The sequence below is a fragment of the Enterococcus hulanensis genome, assembly GCF_005405485.1.
In the GTDB taxonomy this organism is placed as follows: Bacteria; Bacillota; Bacilli; order Lactobacillales; family Enterococcaceae; genus Enterococcus_A; species Enterococcus_A hulanensis.
Genome location: NZ_BJED01000011.1, coordinates 97,521 through 117,835, shown reverse-complemented (window position 1 = coordinate 117,835; position 20,315 = coordinate 97,521). Strand labels below are relative to the sequence as shown.

General features: G+C 41.7%; 20 protein-coding genes. 13 read left to right on the top strand and 7 right to left on the bottom strand.

What is annotated here, in order from left to right:
* Positions 1 to 14: 14 nt before the first annotated feature.
* Positions 15 to 608 (top strand): hypothetical protein, encoded by a 594-nt coding sequence (locus FFR60_RS13380; RefSeq protein WP_137664542.1) that lies wholly within the window; start codon positions 15 to 17, stop codon positions 606 to 608.
* A 16-nt stretch (positions 609 to 624) separates the two neighbouring features.
* Complete coding sequence (locus FFR60_RS13375) at positions 625 to 1,386, top strand: hypothetical protein (RefSeq protein ID WP_137664541.1); 762 nt, start codon at positions 625 to 627, stop codon at positions 1,384 to 1,386.
* Positions 1,387 to 1,540: 154 nt separating this feature from the next.
* Here the strand turns inward: FFR60_RS13375 and FFR60_RS13370 are convergent, their stop codons facing one another.
* Positions 1,541 to 3,016, bottom strand: a complete 1,476-nt coding sequence (locus tag FFR60_RS13370; protein WP_137664540.1) for a helix-turn-helix domain-containing protein — start codon at positions 3,014 to 3,016, stop codon at positions 1,541 to 1,543.
* Positions 3,017 to 3,367: 351 nt separating this feature from the next.
* On the opposite strand from FFR60_RS13370, the gene FFR60_RS13365 reads away from it, so the two are divergent.
* From FFR60_RS13365 to FFR60_RS13320, 10 genes are all read left to right on the top strand, one after another.
* Entirely contained in the window at positions 3,368 to 3,748 is a 381-nt protein-coding gene (locus tag FFR60_RS13365) for an EF2685/EF0750 family sortase-dependent surface protein (protein WP_171004941.1), read from the top strand.
* Positions 3,745 to 4,476 carry a WxL domain-containing protein gene (locus FFR60_RS13360; RefSeq protein ID WP_137664538.1) on the top strand — a complete coding sequence of 244 codons (732 nt, stop codon included), beginning with the start codon at positions 3,745 to 3,747 and terminating at the stop codon, positions 4,474 to 4,476. Before FFR60_RS13365 ends, FFR60_RS13360 begins: the two co-directional genes overlap by 4 nt.
* Before the next feature lie 20 nt (positions 4,477 to 4,496).
* Complete coding sequence (locus FFR60_RS13355; RefSeq protein ID WP_137664537.1) at positions 4,497 to 5,276, top strand: WxL domain-containing protein; 780 nt, start codon at positions 4,497 to 4,499, stop codon at positions 5,274 to 5,276.
* Between the two features lie 21 nt (positions 5,277 to 5,297).
* A complete protein-coding gene (locus FFR60_RS13350) occupies positions 5,298 to 7,385 on the top strand; it encodes a lectin-like domain-containing protein (protein WP_137664536.1) in 2,088 nt (695 codons plus the stop codon).
* Positions 7,386 to 7,531: 146 nt separating this feature from the next.
* Complete coding sequence (locus FFR60_RS13345; RefSeq protein WP_137664562.1) at positions 7,532 to 8,581, top strand: WxLIP family cell surface protein; 1,050 nt, start codon at positions 7,532 to 7,534, stop codon at positions 8,579 to 8,581.
* Complete coding sequence (locus tag FFR60_RS13340; RefSeq protein ID WP_137664535.1) at positions 8,556 to 9,326, top strand: class A sortase; 771 nt, start codon at positions 8,556 to 8,558, stop codon at positions 9,324 to 9,326. The genes FFR60_RS13345 and FFR60_RS13340 overlap by 26 nt, the downstream gene beginning before the upstream one ends.
* Before the next feature lie 235 nt (positions 9,327 to 9,561).
* Entirely contained in the window at positions 9,562 to 10,743 is a 1,182-nt protein-coding gene (locus tag FFR60_RS13335) for a metallophosphoesterase family protein (RefSeq protein WP_137664534.1), read from the top strand.
* Complete coding sequence (locus FFR60_RS13330) at positions 10,733 to 13,363, top strand: ATP-binding protein (RefSeq protein ID WP_137664533.1); 2,631 nt, start codon at positions 10,733 to 10,735, stop codon at positions 13,361 to 13,363. Before FFR60_RS13335 ends, FFR60_RS13330 begins: the two co-directional genes overlap by 11 nt.
* Complete coding sequence (locus FFR60_RS13325) at positions 13,360 to 14,304, top strand: 3'-5' exoribonuclease YhaM family protein (RefSeq protein WP_088933596.1); 945 nt, start codon at positions 13,360 to 13,362, stop codon at positions 14,302 to 14,304. Before FFR60_RS13330 ends, FFR60_RS13325 begins: the two co-directional genes overlap by 4 nt.
* A 54-nt stretch (positions 14,305 to 14,358) precedes the next feature.
* Positions 14,359 to 14,865, top strand: a complete 507-nt coding sequence (locus FFR60_RS13320; RefSeq protein ID WP_212741906.1) for a GNAT family N-acetyltransferase — start codon at positions 14,359 to 14,361, stop codon at positions 14,863 to 14,865.
* 138 nt (positions 14,866 to 15,003) lie between these two features.
* Here the strand turns inward: FFR60_RS13320 and FFR60_RS13315 are convergent, their stop codons facing one another.
* The 6 genes from FFR60_RS13315 to FFR60_RS13290 all read right to left on the bottom strand — a co-directional run bounded on the left by FFR60_RS13315 (position 15,004) and on the right by FFR60_RS13290 (position 18,313).
* Positions 15,004 to 15,372, bottom strand: coding sequence for a nuclear transport factor 2 family protein (locus FFR60_RS13315; RefSeq protein ID WP_171004940.1), 369 nt, complete (start codon positions 15,370 to 15,372; stop codon positions 15,004 to 15,006).
* 317 nt (positions 15,373 to 15,689) lie between these two features.
* Positions 15,690 to 16,289 carry a DUF2922 domain-containing protein gene (locus FFR60_RS13310; RefSeq protein ID WP_137664530.1) on the bottom strand — a complete coding sequence of 200 codons (600 nt, stop codon included), beginning with the start codon at positions 16,287 to 16,289 and terminating at the stop codon, positions 15,690 to 15,692.
* Positions 16,290 to 16,326: 37 nt separating this feature from the next.
* Positions 16,327 to 16,719, bottom strand: coding sequence for a hypothetical protein (locus FFR60_RS13305; protein WP_137664529.1), 393 nt, complete (start codon positions 16,717 to 16,719; stop codon positions 16,327 to 16,329).
* Between the two features lie 124 nt (positions 16,720 to 16,843).
* Entirely contained in the window at positions 16,844 to 17,056 is a 213-nt protein-coding gene (locus FFR60_RS13300) for a DUF2922 domain-containing protein (protein ID WP_088933593.1), read from the bottom strand.
* 38 nt (positions 17,057 to 17,094) lie between these two features.
* Complete coding sequence (locus FFR60_RS13295; protein ID WP_137664528.1) at positions 17,095 to 17,301, bottom strand: hypothetical protein; 207 nt, start codon at positions 17,299 to 17,301, stop codon at positions 17,095 to 17,097.
* A gap of 286 nt (positions 17,302 to 17,587) precedes the next feature.
* Entirely contained in the window at positions 17,588 to 18,313 is a 726-nt protein-coding gene (locus tag FFR60_RS13290; protein ID WP_249355003.1) for a hypothetical protein, read from the bottom strand.
* Between the two features lie 557 nt (positions 18,314 to 18,870).
* Here FFR60_RS13290 and FFR60_RS13285 point away from each other — a divergent pair.
* A complete protein-coding gene (locus FFR60_RS13285; RefSeq protein ID WP_137664527.1) occupies positions 18,871 to 19,986 on the top strand; it encodes a tyrosine-type recombinase/integrase in 1,116 nt (371 codons plus the stop codon).
* The last annotated feature ends 329 nt before the right edge of the window (positions 19,987 to 20,315 follow it).

The window sequence follows — 20,315 nt, the reverse complement described above, 5'->3', positions numbered from 1 at the left end:
GGAGGAAAGCGGCGATGAAACAGTCAAAGATCAAAGAGTTCTTTTTAAGCTTCAAGAATTCCAATAAAATTTATCGCTATCTTTTCTCACTAGCTTGTTTGACTTGTATCAGTGTTGGTTGGACCAGTGCAAAGTACACTTCTGAAATCTATGCCTCATCAGATAGTGCTAGGAGCGCGAAGTTTTCTTATAGTATTGAGAATGAAGTCAATAATTCAGGTATTACCGGAAATTTAGTAGATTATGAATCAACAAGACATGTAAATAAGTATGGTATTAATACAAGTGATGAGAAGATACAAGTTATCTTTTCAATTAAATTAAAAACTGAAGTAGCAGTGAATTTGAAGATGAGGATAGACACTACACAGACAGATTTTCCTTTAAATGTTGATAATGTAAAACTAACAGGAAATCATGTTGAGACAATAGAAGTAGATGGAATTGGGACAAATCCTAAGACAATAAAAGATGTGATTTCATTGGATATTGAACCGTTTGATGGTGAACGGGAATATGAATGTACAGTCCTATTGAGTCATAATGGATACGATGGCAAAGTAGATAATTACATCAATCTGGTTCCTATTATTAACCAGATAGACTAAAGAAGGTGAACATCTAATGAAACGAAATAGAGTGATTGCAGCCTTGTTTATTTTAATACTGGTAACAGTATCTAGTTATTCTTTAGCAAAATTCTATGATAAGCGTACCTATGTGATTCAAGTTGATAATGCAGCATTTGGTGACAAAAGCAAATCTGTTCAGGAAAAATCTGAAAATAAAGAAACTGTTAAAATAGAAGCTGAGAATGAATCAAAAACTGAAAAGCAAGAAGTAGAAGAACCTATCGAACCTCAACCTGAGATCATCTTGGAAGCAAACTACGATGGGAAAGCGCATGAGCTGCCATTGGAAAAAGAGGGCATCTACGCAATCCAGTTATACAGCGGGGAATCGTTGGGGACGGAGGTTGCTGATTTAGCGGATATGCCAAGCTATGCGGCAGTGTACTTGGAGAATCCTGCTGAACTGCAAGTTCAGTTAGGCGATGCTGGAACTGTTAAGGATCAAAATGAAGAAACGGATAACGTTGATAAAGATACAGACGAGCACGCGTCTGATTTGGAAAAAGTGAAGCTGGGCGAACCTTCGACAGTCACAAAAATTGGTGAGACAGCCCCGATACTAAAAACGAGTGAAGAAAAAGTCGAGCTGAATGCAGATATGGTTACTAAAATTTCGCCGAATTCTCAACTGCATACTCTTTTGCAACCATATCAAGGCAAAGCCGAAAGGAATTATACTGGGAAAATCATCGTAACCTATTTAGGGCCGAGCGAGGTCTTGGAAAAGGTCAAAGAATTGAATAAGCAGGAGTAAGCCTGCGACACGCAGTAGCTTATAAAAGGAAACATCTTGAGTTCAAAAATCATTTATTGATTTTTGGCTTCAAGATGTTTTTTGTTAATTGTCGTTGTCGCAAAAAAAGGGTTCAAAATCGCAGAAGTGATTTTGAACCCTTTTTTTAATATAGTTAGCCGATTTTCGTAAATCTTTTTTTTATATAGGTTCTGCGGATCAGGATCAGCAGGTGTTCCCAAGCGTCTTCATTGTTGACGGAATCAAAGTAAAAAATGGATTTGTTGTCCTCGGTGACTTCTTCTAAAGAATCGGTCACAACAATGTCAGCCAGAGAATAATTATCTGAGATATAGATATTCTCTGAGTTAAACAGGGCGCGCAAGCGATTTTTTAAGACATAGACCGCTGTGAAATCTTTGTTCATTTGCAAATAGATTCTGATTTTTATTTGATCCTCTGAGGTAGAAAGCGAGTAGAGCAGGCTGCTAAGATAATTAGCCTGATATTCATCGGAAATCGTTTCTACCATTACATGACGGATTTTGGCGATGTATTCGGTATTGGTATCTAAATGAAACGTTGGTTTTGGTAAAAGAAGATCAAGAAAATACTCAAAACGTTTTTCAAACAAGGCGTAAATGATATTAAAGATCGTTAAATAGTAATGATACAAATAGCTTCCTTCTTCAGAGATCGGAAATTTTGAAATCGTGAGAAACGCTTCATAGATTTTATTGGAAAGTTGACAAAACTTATCATCAGTCCTACTAAAAACCTCACCAAGCTCAACTTTTGTTCGATAAGGGATAGAATCAGACGCTAAAAAGTGTCGCACAAAATTGAAGTATAGCAGTTCTTGCTGAAAATGTTCTTGCGGAATTTCACCATATCCGCCTGTGTGGAGAACATAAGCGCTGTCATAATGCTCTACCATTAGTTCGATCAATTTATCGATTGTCGGATCGCTTTCAAAATTTAGATAACGCTGATGGTCATACCGGGAACGCAGTACTTGATGCAGGATATAAAGAGAGCTGCGCTTCGTATTCGAGAAGGTCGGAGACAGCCGCAGAACTTTTTCAGGCAGTCCTTTGCGAATATCCTCCTGCGAAATATCTGTAAAGGGCCATTCGATGTTTTGGTAACTATCCTTCAAGAAAATATAGGAGAAGATTCGCACGACCATTTCATTTCCGGTTAAAGAATACTGGTCATTTTCAATCGTGATCTCGATCTCGTAAGGTAAGAGAAATTCTCTCAGTTGTGTAGTTAATTTGGCTAGGTAGGCATCAGAGATAAACAAAGTATCTAAAAGCTCGTCTTTACTAATAACAACTTTAGTAATCAGAAGGACGCAATAATTGAAGATTACTTGACTCTTGAGTAAGGAAAGTTTTAACGCGTAAGCAGTTTTAACAGCATCTTGTTGATAGGCAGGATTGATGGAAATGACACCTTGGCGACTGGAGAGAAGGTAATCTTTCATTGAAAATTCATCTTTCATTAACTCATTGATTGTTTTTAAATCCTCTTTGACCGTTCGTTTAGGGATCGTGAGAATTTCAGAAAGTTCTGTTAAAGAAGTCCCTTCTGTTCTGATGATATAAAAGAGCACGTTCAACTTTCGTAGGATAGAAGCTTTGATCATTTTACCAACACCTCTGTTATTTTTACTTTTTATGTCTAGACATGTACATGAATTGTATTTGAAAGTGAATCCTTTTCACTGCTACTATATCACACATGGCGAACAGTTGAGAGACGGTTAGTAAAATGTTTTATTAGTTTCTAATTTGTTTTTCAATGAAAATACAAAATTCTTTTTGCTCGCTATCTTGGGCTGCAGCAGAAGGATTCTTGTATCAGCGGCAGAGCAGTCGACGGCTCTTCACGCATGTTTGCCAGGATACTGCTGGGATGATCTATTCAAGAAAAGATATTTTTACTGCTGATGGTTAAGTCAGCAACAAATTTATTGGTAATAAAGGAGGGACAACGTTTGAAATATCTTATGAGGACACTGTCCATTGTATTTTTGACATTGGCTTTCGGGATAAAGGCAATACCGGCAACTGCTGAGGAACAAAATTATAAATCAAATGGGCAAACCAGTTTTTATGGTACTTATGAATACGAGACGAACGAAGAAAACAATGACAATGAACGAAATAGCGACAATGCTGAACAAGCGAATCGATCAACAAGTGGTAAGGAGCTGCCAACAAGCGGCACAAAAAATTACTCATCTTCAGGTCGAGCGATCCTGCCTAGAACCGGCGATTCTGTTAATTCGAGCTACTTTTATGCAGGATTGATTTTTTGGACAGGGCTTATCTATCTCATTTTTAACACTAAAAGAAAAGAGGAACGATCATTATGAAAAAAACACTACTACTCATAACAACCACTTTATTGGCAGGTCTGACATTAGGCGCAGGCCAAGCATCAGCGGAAGAAACATTTCCTAAAGAATACAACACAGAAGGAACGATCACTTTTGAAGCAGGGGATGAAGGTGTGACACCACCGGTTGACCCGGAAAATCCAGACCCAACCAATCCAGTTGATCCAACGGACCCTCCTGGACCAGGTACTGGCGGGGCATTGTCAATTGACTATGGTTCAAAATTTAAATTTGGTACTCAAAAGATTTCTACAGCAGATAAAACCTATTATGCTGCGCCAGACGAAATGTCTGACGGTTCAAAAAAACCAACCTATGTGCAAGTAACAGACCGACGAGGAACTTTAGAAGGTTGGAAACTAGGTATTTCACAACCTGAGCAATTCAAAACAGCAGCAGGCGACGAGTTAGTCGGTGCACAATTGAAGTTTGGCGAAGCGGAAGTTGCTTCCGCAGTAAATGAGCAGTACAAGCCCTCTGAGGTAAATAATGAATTAATTCTGACACCCGGACAAAGCAATAACGTTGCTGTTAATGCCAAAGCAGGAACGGGCGTAGGGACATGGGTCTATCGTTTTGGCTCTGATGAAGCGACAAATGCGGATGCTGTTCAGCTTTCTGTTCCCGGCGAATCAGTAAAACTAGCACAACAATATTCAACAAAATTAGTTTGGTCATTAGAAAATACTCCAGGAAATGAATAAACGCTAAAGGAGAACGACGGATGAAAAAACATTTTTTTGGTATAGGGGTATTCGGGTTGACGATGCTTTTTGGATTGTCTAGCCAAGCAAATGCAGAAGAAGCGAAAGCCTATCAATCAGATGGAGTAATAGAATTTATTCCTAGTACAGACCCTATCGATCCAGTTGATCCAGAAAATCCAGAACCAGGAAATCCGGTTCAACCGATTGATCCAACGAATCCTGATGGTCCTGATCCGGGAACGCAGGGACCGTTGTCGATTGACTATGCGTCAAGCTTTGATTTTGGCAAAAACCGTATTTCAAACAAGGATCAGGTGTATTTTGCCAGAGCCCAAAAGTATCAAGGGGAACAAAAAGACACACCGAACTATGTTCAAATTACAGATAACCGCGGAACCAATCATGGCTGGACGTTGACCATTGAACAAGAAGAGCAGCTAAAGGCAGTAACACCAACTGAAAATGATGTGTTAAAAGGTGCAGAAATTACTTTAGCGAATCCAACAGTTGAAAGTACGATCTTGTATGACCAAAAACCGCTCGCTGCTGAGAGCCTCTCATTAGTTCCAGGCGAGACTGAAGTAGTCGTCACCGCAGAAGCAGGAACAGGTGCAGGAACTTGGGCAACCTATTGGGGTGCAGTGGAGGAAGCAGAAGAACAAGATGAGCAGGGCAATACGCAAAAGGTAAACGTAACAAAAGACGTGAAGCTGTCTGTTCCCGGTGAAACGCCAAAAGATGCAGTGAACTACCAAACCCAATTAACCTGGACACTAACGGATGTACCAAAAAATTAAAAGAGGCAGGGTGAAAGAAAAATGTTCAAAAAGAAAGTAGCAACCCTTTTAGCAAGTGTATTACTGATAACATCAAGTTTTCCTGTTATCAGTAGCGCAGCTGCTGAATTTTCTAAAGACTTGGAAAAAGATGAACTGAAAGTCAGCCCTGACCCAACCGAAGAACAATCCTCAGAAGAATCCGTTTCGAATGAAGCGGACAGCCAAGAGACGGAAACTAGTACGGAAATTGAAGAAACGACCGAAGAAACGATTGAAAATCCCGATGTGGAGATCATCGGCGAAGCGCCAGTAGAAGAGGAGCCGTTGCAAGACTATACGACTCCCTATGCTGCTGCATTGCCAAATGATCCGAATATCATCAACATCGATAAAGTCTTTCAAAATCCGATCGGAGATAGTACGAGTATCTTAGAAGGCGGAAGATTGTTGCAGCTGAATCCTGCTGAAAAATCGCAAAGAGGCGCTATTTGGTCGAAAAAACCAATCAGTCTTCTGTCAGACTTTACATTTAAGAGCTATCTGTATTTAGGCGATCAGCAAGGAAATGCCGGTGACGGCATGACCTTTACATTGACAAATGATGACCGGATGACCTCTGCCCCAGACCAAGTGATTGGTTCTACGGGAATGGGGATCGGCTCTTATTCAACTAAATCCGGACAGCCGTATCTTAGAAAATCATTATCAGTTGAATTTGATACCTATAAAAATCAGGGATCAGCGGATCGAATGGACCGTGAAATCGGGGGCGATACTGGTGGTCGTGGTCACGTGGCCTTTGTGACACCAAAAGAGAATAACAATAATTATTCTGGCGAACACTCCGGTGTGACAGTAGCCCCTGCGAATTTATCCAATGGAACGTGGCGGATGCTGATTGTCCAGTGGGATGCCGCATCAAAGCAGCTGATGTATAACCTAGAAGGGGTAGGTTCCGCTTCTTATACGGTGGATGATCTTAATGCAAAATTTGGATCGACCAACGTATATTGGGGCTTCACCTCTTCAACAGGAGGAAAATTCCAAGAAAATGCCCTTGCCATGACACAAATCCCTACAAACGTTCAATCGCTCGCTGAGCTAAGTGTCAATGACGAGCCTTTTGCAACAGATGTAGAGGCCGTTGAAAACGATAAGATTACGATCAAAAACACATTGAATGTTGCTAATGAATTGAATATTCACCATCATCAATTTGCTGAAGATCGTCAGCCCCAAGTAAGTATTGAGCTTCCGCCAAAGTTGATGTATGAAGAAGGCTCCTTGACGGTAGATGGAAAGGCGGTTGCTCCAGAAGACATCTCCATAGTGGATTCTCGAGTCATCTTGAATTTAGATAATTATCTAGTAATGGAGCAGGACATGGCGATTGAACTGACGGCTAAGCTGCAAGGCACAACACCAGAAGAGGTATTGGCAATGAATTTTGAATACAGCGAAGAAGCTGAGCTGATTCAAAGATCAAATCAGGCAACGATTAAAATAGCCAAACCCAAAGATAAAACCCTCACGGTCTTCTATAAAGATCTGCTCACTGATCAAGATATCGCCGATCCGAAGCCAATCACAGGGTTAATTGGCGCTGATTATCAGGAATCACCAGTGGATGTAGTCGGCTTTGTTTTCAAAAATGATTCCGGCAACGCGGAAGGTGTTTTCGCAGAAGATAGTCAGGATATTTACTTCTATTATCGAACAGGCGAATTGTACATTTCAGAAGCGCCAAGCCAAGTGTCATTTGGCACCAATAAAATCTCAAATACCTCACTGATAAAATTCGGTGAAGTAGATCAAGGCTTGCGTATTATGGATGAGCGTAAAGAAGGTGCCTGGCGATTACAGTTGAAGCAGGCGCAGCCTTTAACCAATGGAACAGTAGAAATGCCAGAAGTCTTATCCTTTGTCACAGATAGCGGCACCGCAAAAATTAGTGCAGCAGCGATCACGATCGCTGAAAGTGATCAAAAGGCAGAAACGGATTTAAGCGGATTATTGGATCACACTAAACACCGAGGAATCCAAACGGAGATTCCTGTGGAGTATCAGCGCACAGGAACCTTTAAGGGGATGCTCTCTTGGTCACTAGAAGATGTTCCTGCAAACTAAAGCTAGTGCCAAGTTTATATAGATGCTTTATTCAGTTATTACAGGATAAGGCCGCAAAGCTGGGAACTTGCTTCTCAGCTTGTACATATTTTGAAGAGGAGCGCTTTACATTGAAAGGAATCAAAACAATCGGTGCATTTGTTTTTATGGTGGCGGGCTTGCTGCTAGTCAATCCCAGTGCTGGAAACGCCAGCGAGTTTAATTTTTCGGTAACACCAATCACACCAAAAAATCAAATCGATCAAGATAATACCTATTTTGACCTGCTGCTTTCACCTAATCAAACGTCAGAAGCCAATGTCAATCTTAGAAACGACACCGACAAAGAGGTGAAGGTCGGTATCTCGCTAAATACTGCCACGACGAATTCAAATGTGGTGGTGGAATACGGTCACAATGACCTGCCCAAAGATAAAAGCTTAGAGTACGACCTAAAAGATTATGTCCAATACCCTGAGTCGATCACATTAAAACCTAAGAGTGAACAAACCGTCCCTTTTAAAATCAAAATGCCTGATAAAGCCTTTGACGGTGTGATCGCTGGCGGGATTACATTTAAAGAAGAAGGAAAGAATGAAACCCAAAGCAGTGATAAGCAAGGTCTATCCATAGAAAATGAATACTCCTACGTCGTGGCACTGCTGATGCGCCAGAATGAAAAGGAAGTACAACCTAATTTGATCCTGCATGATGTAAAACCGGGACAGATCAATGCCAGAAATACGATCTTAGCCAACCTGCAAAATGATCAAAAAACCTACATTAACCAAGTCGCAGTAAACGCGCAAATTACGAAAAAGGGCAGCGACAAAGTCCTTTATCAGGAAGAAAAGGACGATTTGCAGATCGCGCCCAATTCCAGTTTTTCATTTCCTATTTCACTAAAAGAACAGGCATTAGAGCCGGGGGACTACCAGCTAGCGATGACTGTTTCAGGAAACGAGAATCCAAAAGGGGCGTTTACTCAAAAAATCGGCGATAAGACGAACAAGTTTGAGCAGCAATGGACATTCAAAAAAGCCTTTCGTATTGATGGAAAAACAGCCAAAGAGCTGAATGAAAAGGATGTTACCTTAAAAAAAGACAACACATGGCTATACATTCTGATCGGGATTTTGATTTTATTAGTAGTCAATGGATTGATCCTTGGACTCATTTGGAGAAAGAAGAATGAAGCAAACAAAAAAGACGCATAAGCTACTGATTATTTTGTTGTTCATCATTGGCGCAGGCTTCATCTGCTATCCGATCATCAAAAATACAGTTACGATCATAAATATAAAAGAGCAGGAAATAACAGAGACCAAGGTCTTTCCGCAAGCCGTATCTGAAAACGAAAGGATTGAGCTGCCGACAGCAGGGAGTTACTTGACTGCTTCAAAAGAAGACATCAATGACGCGGTGGGGCAGCTCTCGATTCCGTCAGTAAAGATTGAGACGCCGCTTTTTGCAGGACTTCACAATCAAGAACTGCTTTACGGAGCGGGACTGATGTACCCTGAGCGTTCGATAGAAAAGGATAATATCGTAGTCTTGGGGCATCATTTAGGTATCTCGGATCTATTATTGGGAAATTTAACTAAGGTCTCCTTACATGATAAAATCCATCTCCGACTTTTAGACAAAACCTATCAATACACGATCATTGAGAAAAAGCAGGTACACGAAGAAGACATCGAAGTTTTGGCGAATACACCTTCGCCGCAGCTGACACTGATTACCTGCGATGAACCAACGGTTACCGATCAGCGAATAGTTGTGACAGCCAAACTTGAGGAAGAAAAAAGTGCGAAGCAATCACTTTCGACTGTAAAAGCAGCAGAGCAGAAAAACAAGCAGGAACTAATCCAGAAAAGCTTTATCAAATATAGCTTGGGACCTATTTTATTAGTACTTGCTGTGGTCACTTTCGGCAGCTGGTGCATTTGGCGTTATGTATAAAAACTGGATACTTGCAATCCCACCATCTTCTTTCTAAATTATTGAAAGAGAAGCTGGTGGGATTTTTTTCGGCAACGAATAATGACAGTCATATAATAGGAAAAGTCCATTTGAATACGAACAAGTTTTCGTTTTTTTATGGTAAAATAAACGAGATTGGATATCAGTGCAGCTTTGAGTTGAAGGGCTGTTTTACTGAAAATTTATTCTAATGCTACGATTAGGAGGAGAAAGAATGAAATTCCTACACGCAGCCGATCTGCATCTGGATCGCTCCTTTGAAGGGCTGACGAGTGTGCCGGAGCATTTTCAAACGCAGTTGGCAGCAGCCAATCAGAAGATGCTGGAAAACATTGTAGATGCCGCGCTTGCAGAAGCCGTTGATTTCATTTTATTGGCAGGAGATACGTTCCATCAGAATCGTCCTACGTTGAAGACACAGCGTTATTTCTTCCAAGAAATGGCGCGTTTGGCGGAAGCGCAGATCCCAGTCTTTATGAATTTTGGCAATCATGATTTTTATCAAGCCGACCGTTATTGGTTTGCTTTTCCAGAGAATATTCAGCTTTTCGACACTGAACAGGTCGAAACGAAAGCTTTTACGACGAATGCCGGCGAGCGGATCGCCATTACAAGCTTTAGCTATCAGCATCCTACGATTGATACTGCGATGATTGAACAGTTTCCCCGCAAAGGAGCCGTTGATTTTCAAATCGGCATGTATCATGGCGGGCAGATGCCTTATGCGCCGTTTCATTTAACGGAGTTAGCGGCAAAGGGCTATGATTATTGGGCGCTAGGGCACATTCATGTCCCGCAGGTTCTATCGCAGAATCCATACGTGATCTATCCAGGGACACCACAGGGCCATACCCAAAAAGAAACGAATCTGGCTGGTGTGACCTTAGTAGAGAGCGAGGGGAATCACTTGATCCCTAAGCCGATCTCAGTTGAGACAGTGCGCTGGGAGAAGCAGACACTATCCTTGGCAACTATTCGTCAGCCGCGGGAGATTTTCCCACTCGTTCGCAGGTTAATGGTGGATAGGCCAACATTGTTACACTTAGAATTCAGCGATACGGAGAACTTGGGGGAAGAGCTGGCTTATCAAATTAATTCGGGTGAATTATTGGAGGCTCTGCAAGAAGAGGTTTCGCAGGATATTTGTTTGTGGCAATTAACCTTGGCAGACCTGCCGATGGAGCGACCTTATTTAGCCGTCGACAAAGAGTTGGTCGATCAGTTGATCATGACTTATCAGACACCGGAAGTTTTTGACGAACTGTTAAGCGATTTGGACCAAAATCCACAGCTGCATCACTTGATGGATCAAGAATTTAGAGCAGATACTGTGACATTATTAAAAGAAAAAATGCTGCAAAGCTATCGATTTAGGAGGGATGCCGATGTGGATTAAAAAAGCGGAGATCACAAGCTTTGGCAAGTGGCGTCAGCAAACCTTCCTATTTGAAGCCAAAAATCAATTAGTCTACGGCTTGAATGAAGCGGGAAAATCAACGCTGTATCAATTTATCCAAGCGATTCTTTTTGGTTTTCCGACAAAGCGCAAAAAAGGTCAGGATTATACACCCAATGACGGCAGCGGTTTTGGCGGCCGCCTGCTGATCGTTCATCCGACCTACGGCACAGTGACGATCGAGCGGTATAAAGCAAAGAATAAAGGCAAAGCCAAGGTCTGGCTGGAGGATGGACAGCAAGGAGAAGAAGACTTGCTGGAAAAAATCCTCTATCCCTTGAATCAGCAGCTGTTTCGCCAAGTGTTCACCTTTCAGCAGGAGCAGCTCCAGCAGCTGGATGTACTAAGCGAAGAAAATCTGCATGAAGCCTTGATTTCGTTGGGCTTGTCCGGCAGCAATGAGCTATTTGAGCAACGCATTCGATTGAAGAATCATTACGAAGGCATTTATCGTCCCCGTGGACGTAAACAGCCCTTGAATCAGGCATTGCAGAATTATCAAGCCCTGCAGCAAAGGATCAAAGAAAAAGAAGCCCAAGAGGCCGGTTTTCAGCAGCTGGTTCGTCAGGCTGATGAAGAGAAACGAGCGGTCACGCAGCAAGCCGCGAAGAACCGGAATTTGCAGGAACGGCAATTAACCTTGGAGCAGCAGCGCATGAACTGGGCGGGTTATACAGAATTTTTAGACCTGCAAAAAATGGATCTGCACTTATCTGCCAGTGAAGAGGAGCAAGAACAGCTTCAGACCTTCTATCAAGAGTATCAGCAACTGATGAAGGAGCAGGAGAAATTACACGCGGCATTGCAGCAGCATAGCGGCAATCAAGAGTCGGCCCGCTATTATTTCTATTTAGAAAATGAAAATAAAATCCAACAATTACTAGCTGAAAAAGTTGCGATTACGCGAATGCTGGACGAGGAACAGCGGATCGCAGTTAAGCTGGCACAAGTAGACGAGATTCCCGCAAACTGGCAGCAGCACCCGCCGCAGCCATTCGCAGATGAGCAGGCGATCCAAAAGCTTTTCGCGCCATTACAAGCACAGCAGAAAAAACTAGAGGAGCAAAGCATTCGTTTGCGTCTAGTCAAAGAGCAGCGGGATCAAGCAGAGGCTAGTCTCAACGCCTATGAACAAAAGCATCCTGAACTGTTCAATCGCAAAAAGAATCCGCCGTGGCTGTTTATCGCAGCCGGAGCAGCATTGGTGGGAGCCTTTTTCGTGCCGGCACCATTGCGTTATCTCTTGATGGCAACGGCAGCCGCGTGCGGAGTAATCGGAATGCTGAAGCAAAATAAACCGGCCAACAAAGATGCTTGGCAGGAAAAGCTGGGACAGCTCGATGTCTACGAAGGTCAAGTAGCGGAAATGACAGAAAAAGTCGCCAAAGGCCAGCAAGTCTCCCAACGATTATTCGATCAGCTCCAAACTGAATTACGTCAAAGAAATCTATCGAGTGCCGAGAATGAGTTTGCGGTCGTGCAAGACAACCAGCGGGCCCAAAATTATTTGGCGCAGTTGAAAACAAGAGAAGAAATGCAGCAGCGGCAGTCCGCTTTGCGGCAAAACTTGATGCAGCAGGAACAGCGCTTTGAATTTTTAGCGGAGTGGCTGCCCCTGCATGAAAAGAATCTATCCGAAAAACTTGCGACCTTGGAACAATTTGCCAAGGAGATGGAGCAGATTCGCTTTGCTCAGACCTACCAAGAAAACACCGTGCTGCAGCAGCGAATTCATGAAGCGCAAAAGCAGCAACAACAGCTGTTGGAGCAGCATCAATCCTTATTGGAAAAATTGCGGGTGGCCTATCCTTCAGAGATTCCGGCCTTTTTACAAAGGGAATCAGAGATGATCCAAAAGCAAGTCCGATTAAGAGAACTGACCGAGAGCGTCGCGCCGCTGTTTGAACAAGAGACGACACTTGCAGAAATCGAAGACGCCTTGCGTATCTTACAACAAGAGATTCAAGCCGGCGAAATGCAGCTTCATCAGCTGCAAGAACAAGAGCAGCGCTCACGCCTGCAGATCCAGCAAATGCAAGCCGACGGTACCCTAGACAGTCTCTATCAGCAAGCCAGTCAGCAACGCGCACTAGTTGAAAAGCTCACAACAGATTATGCAACAGCCAAATTGGAGAACCAGCTCCTGCAGGATATCGCGACGGAATTATCCGAGCAGCAATTACCGGAGCTATTGAAGCAGGCGACGAGCTATTTCCAAGCGCTCACCAATAATGCCCATAGCCGATTGGATTTTTCAGAGGGGCTGTTAACAGTGGATCAGTTGAGTATTTACAACCTCTCAACTGGAACCAAGGATCAGGTCATGATGGCTTTTCGCTTTGCTTATCTCGCATTGCAGCAGAAGCATCCGCTGTGTCCAGTGATCATTGATGACGGCTGGCTGCATTACGATCATCAGCGAAAATATCAATTCGCTAAATTATTACAGCAATTTAGTCAAAATTATCAAGTCATTTGTTTGTCATCTGACCAAGAAATGGTAAGCTATTACCAAGAGCTTCACCAGCCAGTCTGGGAATTGAAGGGAGTCCAACGATGAAAAAAATCAAAGAATTAACCGTCGACGAGCAGTTTGAAATGTATGTACTGATCAAAAATGCGGATGTCCGTCTAGCAAAAAATGGGAAAAAATTTATCGCGTTTACTTTCCAAGATACTTCTGGAACAGTGGATGGCAAGTTTTGGGACGCATCAGAAGAAGAGATCAAACGCTACAAGGCCGGACAAGTCGTTTTACTAACCGGCAAACGGGAAATGTACCAAGGCAATCCGCAGGTCAAGATCATGCATCTGCGTACCACCAAACCAGAGGAACCAAATGATCCAGCATTGTACATGGAGCGCGCACCGATCAAACGCGAGGAGATGGAAGAAGAGTTCAATCAGACGCTGTTTGAGATCACTAACGCTCATTGGAATCGGATCGTCCGTTTCTTATTGAACAAGTATCAAAAGGAATTTTTCGAATTTCCAGCGGCAAAGCGTAATCACCACGCCTTTGCAGGCGGACTAGCTTTCCATACCCTAACGATGCTGCGCTTAGGCAAGGCGATCGCGAAAGAATATCCGCAGCTGAATCACTCGCTGCTGTATGCGGGAATCATCATTCATGACCTAGGCAAAGTGATCGAGCTGACCGGTCCTTCTTCAACTGAATATACAGTAGTCGGAAACCTTGTGGGACACCTTGTTTTAGTAGACGAAGAAATCACGAAGGCCTGCGCTGAGTTGAAGATCAATGACGCGGATGAGGATATCGTGGTCTTGCGCCACATGGTCTTGTCTCATCATGGACTTTTAGAATACGGCTCACCAGTGCGTCCGCGCATCATGGAAGCCGAGATCCTGCATCAAATCGATAACATCGATGCCTCGATGCAAATGATGTCGAGCGCTGTGAAAAATGCCGAGCCGGGAACCTATACGGAACGTATTTTTGGCTTGGATAATCGTAGTTTTTACGTACCGAAGGATATTTAATTCAGAGCTGTGCCGAGTTTACTTGGTGCAGCTTTTTTAAGGAGTAAAATGAAGATGATTGAGACAGAAAGACTGTATCTTCGTGAGCTGCGGCAAACGGATAGTGATTCATTAAGGAAAATATTACAGGATGAGCAAACGATGTATGCCTATGAAGGAGCCTTCGATGATAAAGAGGTTCAAAATTGGCTGGATAAACAGATTGGAAATTATCGACGTGACGGATTTGGTTTATGGGCGGTCATATTAAAGGAAACGGATGAAATGATCGGACAATGCGGATTGACTTGGCAAGATTTTGCCGATCAAAAAGTTTTGGAGATCGGATATCTATTTCAACGCGCATTTTGGCATAACGGATATGCGATTGAGGCAGCGAAAGCATGCAAGACCTATGCTTTTGAGAACTTACAGGCAGAAGAAGTTTTTTCGATTATTCGTGATACGAATACGGCTTCGCAAAAAGTCGCCGAGAGAAACGGCATGACTCGTTGCGGAGAGTTCGTAAAGCATTATCGCGGAGTAGCGATGCCGCATTACGTTTACTCGGTTCAAAAATAATTCAAGTCGCAGCTTGCTGCGGCTCAGAGTGTAGACAAAGTACTTCATTTCATTTTATTCATACATTTTTTGTATAATATACAATTTCCTAACTAAACATTTATCTGGAGCTTTGTTCTTTGACCTTTAAATATGAATTTAGTTCATCGAATCCAGTTGCTTTTTGGAATCACAAAAAACTTGCCATATTCTTATTTGCTGTCCGGAAACTACGACTTTCCAAGCAGCTGGAATTTCCCAATGTTTATCCTCTTTTTCTAAATACGAACCACTTGCTTTTCCTATAACCATTGCGAATTCTTCATTAGCTATATAATCATCAATCGTTATGCAATAATCAGGAAACCATTCGAAATAGCCTTTCCAACCACTTTTCATATGATCTTTATTTTCGTAGTGTCCATAAGTATCAATAAAATAAAAATCATTTGCCATCATTTCATTTATTAGGGATAAGTTCTGACTATTAATTGCTTCAATAAACTTAAATACAGTTTCCTTAATCACATGTATTTCCTCCATAAATTCTGATTTTACTAAATTATATCATTTCGGAATGAAAAAGAACCGTAATGAATTATTATAAGTTCACATTCAAAACCGTTCCTCTAAATTGACTTTGTCTTCAGTCTGAGTCGCAGCTTGCTGCGGCTTTTTCTTATCCATAAGATCAAAAAATCCGTATACTGGCTGATAATTTATCGACAGGAATTATCGTCCAAATGTCCCAGAGCACACCCGCTCACTTAACTTGCAGCACCTCTTTTTCCGGAATGAGAGGGTGACAGCGTAAGCGAGGGGCGGCTGCTTATTTATTCTGACCTTCATGAAGAATCGCCGGTGTTTTTACTTTTTCTGCGCCAAAGCCGGGACAGCTTTCGTTTGAGAAGCCCGTCATTGTTGTTTGGCGAAGGGGTCGGCTCCTGTGACAATGAAACTTCCTCAGTCTCCGCTTTTGGCGGCTGAGATACAGTTGATTCAGGAGAATCAGTGATCGGTGCCATTTCTGGTAATCTAACTGCGTCAAAATTAGGCTCTAAGTTCTCTTTCGATAACTTCTCCAAGGCAGGCGGGCAGGCTAAATCCACGTATTTTTCATACGTCGGTTTTGAACAAGTGACAGCAGGGACTTCAATTGGTTTCGGTGCAACAAACGGTTCGGCAGCTTCGACAGGATGCTCCTTGTCAAACTGGATATATTTAACGGTCTCGACATATTTGCAGGTATCGACCTCCGCATAGGTCTTCACACCGTCTTCTTCTTCAAAAATATCCAAGGTCGTTAATAATTCCAAAGCTTCGCGAATTTCTTCGGCAGATTTATCGACTGTCGGATTTTTGACGGTTAGGTTGTGCTTCTTACCGTTGCTTTTATAAAAAGTTGAGACTAATTTTTTGGTTTTGATCGTTTTTACAGCGTACATAGTTTTCCTTCCTTTCTTTCTTTTTTTAAGAATCGATTCATTCAACTTGTGCTTCTTGATCACCAAATAGGTTACTGATAGAAAAGCGGCTGCGCACAGCGTTGATCGCTTTTTCGGCATATTGGCGGACAGGGAAGACCCGCAGGTTCAAGTATTTCCATTCCTTTGATGAGAAGTAGTCCTTGAAATAGAAAAAGAATTTTTTGACGATCTTAGTTACTTTTCGCTGGGTAAATAGATACTGTACCAGCTCCTGTAAGATCAAATGAAACTCGCTATCTCCTAAGCGCTCGCGGATATTGAGTGCCATCAGATATTGCACGGTACTATCCGTATCACCAGAGATTCTGAAATACGAGTCGATGCGTTTTTCAAGGGTATTCTTCTTTAAGCTAAAGAGCTGTTTAGATGTAAATGGTTGTTCATTCATAATATATTCTCCTTTTTTTGTATAGTTCCAGAAAGCTTGCGCAAGTCTTCTGGGATAAATCAATCCTCGGATCTATGTATAAGTGAGGGCGGCAGATAATCACCGCCCTCTAATTCTTCAACGATTAAAAAAGAATCGTTTCATTGATTTCTACGAAACTCGCGCTTTCTGCGGTGTCGTAGAGATTATTACCGTCTTTACTGAATAACTCTAGCGGACCGATTTGGTCTAGCAGCCCTTTAAGTTCAGCAGGTGTATTGGTCGTATCTGGATTTGGAAGGCTCCAAGTCTGACTGTTACCTCCGCTGGTTTTAAAATTTGCGACTAGCTTTAACATCTGTTTTCCTCCATCATTTTTTTGTTCGCTCTAATCACTTACTTTGTATAACGTGTTTGACTGGTTAATAAAACGCCATCCAGAGTGCTGCCTTCTGGTGATAAGGTGGTCATGATCTCCCCGAGCTTCAATACCGCATGTTCATCTGGTTGATCAACGACATGTTGAAAATTGATATTCTGTAATTTCTCCTCGTTGGGTGTATCGATCTGGACTTTTAATTTGTTGCTGAGTTTTTGAATCATACGTTTTCCTCCACATTTTCTTTTGTTCCGGCCGGTGACTAAAAGATAAAGGATTTCAAAAAAGAATGCGAATTTGAATTTGGCACCAGCACCCCCAATTTGACCGCTTTTAGACCGAAAATAGGCAAAATTGCCCCAAAACGAGTCAAATTGGGGGTGCCGGGGTCAATTTGCGATTTGCGAAAAAAATTGACTTGGATTATAATAGAAAGTTTTTCTGAATTTAGACAAAAAAGTAGGCAAAAAATAGCCGAGCACTTAGTAATCAAGTGCTCGGCTATTAAACTCACAGCCAATCAATATGATCGCTGTCCTCTGGATCATCCATCAAGGGTTCACAATGATAAAGAGAGTAGGTCTGCTGGTACAGGCGATTGATCTCTCCAATCGGGGTCTGGAACATTTTCAAACAAGGGCGTTTCCTTAGTAACCTTGCAAAAGGAGTGTCCGGAAAATAGAGAAAATCTAATGGCTCGTCTCCCTTAATCGCATAATGAAACACGCCGCGACGAATCGTTGCCAAGACTAGACAAGCGATCTCCGCCCGTTCAATGAAGCGGCGGTAGTGGAGTGGCAGAACCAGACAGAGTCCATTTGTCAGTTCTGCGAAGAATTGCTCATCCACCTTAAAGACGTTGGAAAGCTTGATAGGGTTGAGCCAGATTGTCTGGTCTTTTCCCTCAAGTGGAAATAAGGTGAAGAACGAACAGGCCCAAGGCATCTTATATTTTCCGAAATGCCCCAGCTTCTTTAGACAAATAGATAAGACTTCATAATCAGAAAATGAGTGTGCCGAAGAAAAGAGATGCAAGGTTTTCACCGCGTTGATGTTGCTGAAATGGATCTCTGTATCCGTGAAGATCAAGACACCTGCTCTATCTGGAATGGGAACAATACAGTTGATCTCATGAACAGTCAGCGGATCGAATACGATCGCCTCCTCAAGATAGCGCTCCCATAATTGTGACCACTGTCTGTCGTTTAAAGCTTCTTGTTGATTCATTTCATCCATAGTAACTCCTCCTAATAACGATTATTATTTAATTTTTCTAAATAAATGATACGACAAAAATCAATTTAAGAATTTCGAAAATTTCAACAGTCCAATAAAGAAAATCGAAAATCGCTAATAATTTTGTTATTAATTAGAAAGCAAAAAAAGGAGAAGCACGTTCGTTTTTATAACTAAAATGACATTATTCAGCGTAGAAAAAAGGCGTCCACTCATTAAAATCTGAGTGGACGCCTTTTTCTTATGTAAGGGGTATTGTTTGACTAAATTATTATTTCCATATAATTTTTTTCGTAGTTTATCCAAAACTATGAACATTATTCTTTTATAACTCGTTCTTAATTAACAAAAAATCGAACTGATTTGATTTTATTATAGAATATAGGATAAGAATAATCAATATATTTCGATAAAATCACCTTAAAAGAATAAATTTAACGTTTCGTAATTAAAATTTTCGATAAAACTCAGTTAGAAGTAAGACAAACGGAAGAAAATATCTAGTTATTGACCGTCAATTGAGCCGTCAAAATAAGAAGGAAAATAAGGAGCGAATTATGCGAAGAGGCGAAAATATTTATAAAAGAAAAGATGGACGTTGGGAAGGACGCTATAAAAAAGGATACAAACCCAATGGACGAATTAAATATGGCTATATCTATGGAAAAACCCTCAGTGACGTAAGAAGTCAGTTGTACTCAAAAAAAGCTTACTACAATACTCGACAAGAACTGTATGGCAGTGTCTGTATCCCATTTGAAGAGTGGGGGCACCAATGGCTGAATGAAATTCAACAAGGAATAAAGCCAGCGACTTACACTTCTTACTATTATAAGTTGACGAAATACGTCTTTCCTTATATCGGAGAATACGATCTTAACGAACTAAAGCTGGAAAATGGGAAATACCTTATCAATCAATGGACAGAAAAAGGGCTGGAAGTATCAACGATGCAAGTCATTCTAGGCGTCGCCAATCAATGCCTATACGAAGCCCAAAAACAAGAGTACCTAAAAGAAAATCCGTTTCGATTCTTAAAACTGCCAAAAAAGCGAAAGAAACCCATTCGCGCCTTAACGTGGGATGAACAAAAAGACCTAGAGAAAGCTGCCTTATCCAGAAAGAATCACACAGGGTTACCAACCTACTTAGCCTTGCATACAGGACTAAGAATAGGGGAGATCGCCGCATTGAAATGGACCGATATAGACTTTAAACGCGATATCATCACAGTTAATCAAACGTATCAACGTGTCGCTCTAGCAATCGATGGACAGAAAACTCAATTGAATCTTGGCACGACAAAAACAGAATCGGGTACACGCTCTGTCCCAATCGGTCGCCCCTTGAAAAAACAGTTACTCAGCTATAGCCGCAAAGCCAAAGGAGACCATGTCTTCTCCATAAAAGGGCATCCAGTCGAACCGCGATTATTAACTTATCATTTCCATCAGTTACGAAAACAATGCGGACTAGAGGACATCCACTTCCATCAATTACGTCACACCTTTGCGACTCGCTGCTTAGAAGAACAAAGCGATATTAAGTCCGTCAGCGATATGATGGGGCACCGCTCTACGCAATTAACCTTGGATACCTATGCCGATTCTATGATGGAACAGCGAATAAAAGTCATTTATCAGATGGAAACCGCCCTGAGTTCGCGAAAATAAAGTATAAATAATTAAAAAATTTTTCAACCCCAAAATTCTGCCCCCCTTTTTTTCTCACTCCAAGGAAGCGCTTACAAAAATGAATTGTTCCTTCAATCCGTATATTTCTTAAAAAATTAAATAAAAGAATCGACGAAATTTGAAGCTAAAATTCACAGACACTTTATGCGCCGTCATTTGCCGTCAGTGTGGGGGCTGTGAGGGGCGGTTTCATCGTTTTTTTATGAGGATTCATAGTTTTGGATAAAACTCGAAAAAAAAGTAATCCTAACTTAACAAAAAAAGTTCTACTTATCCCAATATCAAATGTACCATTTTTGTACATTATA

Coding starts and splice junctions, on each gene's coding strand:
- FFR60_RS13380 (WP_137664542.1), top strand. CDS start 15: ATGAAACAGTCAAAGATCAAAGAGTTCTTTTTAAGCTTCAAGAATTCC.
- FFR60_RS13375 (WP_137664541.1), top strand. CDS start 625: ATGAAACGAAATAGAGTGATTGCAGCCTTGTTTATTTTAATACTGGTA.
- FFR60_RS13370 (WP_137664540.1), bottom strand. CDS start 3,016: ATGATCAAAGCTTCTATCCTACGAAAGTTGAACGTGCTCTTTTATATC.
- FFR60_RS13360 (WP_137664538.1), top strand. CDS start 3,745: ATGAAAAAAACACTACTACTCATAACAACCACTTTATTGGCAGGTCTG.
- FFR60_RS13355 (WP_137664537.1), top strand. CDS start 4,497: ATGAAAAAACATTTTTTTGGTATAGGGGTATTCGGGTTGACGATGCTT.
- FFR60_RS13350 (WP_137664536.1), top strand. CDS start 5,298: ATGTTCAAAAAGAAAGTAGCAACCCTTTTAGCAAGTGTATTACTGATA.
- FFR60_RS13345 (WP_137664562.1), top strand. CDS start 7,532: ATGGTGGCGGGCTTGCTGCTAGTCAATCCCAGTGCTGGAAACGCCAGC.
- FFR60_RS13340 (WP_137664535.1), top strand. CDS start 8,556: ATGAAGCAAACAAAAAAGACGCATAAGCTACTGATTATTTTGTTGTTC.
- FFR60_RS13335 (WP_137664534.1), top strand. CDS start 9,562: ATGAAATTCCTACACGCAGCCGATCTGCATCTGGATCGCTCCTTTGAA.
- FFR60_RS13330 (WP_137664533.1), top strand. CDS start 10,733: ATGTGGATTAAAAAAGCGGAGATCACAAGCTTTGGCAAGTGGCGTCAG.
- FFR60_RS13325 (WP_088933596.1), top strand. CDS start 13,360: ATGAAAAAAATCAAAGAATTAACCGTCGACGAGCAGTTTGAAATGTAT.
- FFR60_RS13320 (WP_212741906.1), top strand. CDS start 14,359: ATGATTGAGACAGAAAGACTGTATCTTCGTGAGCTGCGGCAAACGGAT.
- FFR60_RS13310 (WP_137664530.1), bottom strand. CDS start 16,289: ATGTACGCTGTAAAAACGATCAAAACCAAAAAATTAGTCTCAACTTTT.
- FFR60_RS13305 (WP_137664529.1), bottom strand. CDS start 16,719: ATGAATGAACAACCATTTACATCTAAACAGCTCTTTAGCTTAAAGAAG.
- FFR60_RS13300 (WP_088933593.1), bottom strand. CDS start 17,056: ATGTTAAAGCTAGTCGCAAATTTTAAAACCAGCGGAGGTAACAGTCAG.
- FFR60_RS13295 (WP_137664528.1), bottom strand. CDS start 17,301: ATGATTCAAAAACTCAGCAACAAATTAAAAGTCCAGATCGATACACCC.
- FFR60_RS13290 (WP_249355003.1), bottom strand. CDS start 18,313: ATGGATGAAATGAATCAACAAGAAGCTTTAAACGACAGACAGTGGTCA.
- FFR60_RS13285 (WP_137664527.1), top strand. CDS start 18,871: ATGCGAAGAGGCGAAAATATTTATAAAAGAAAAGATGGACGTTGGGAA.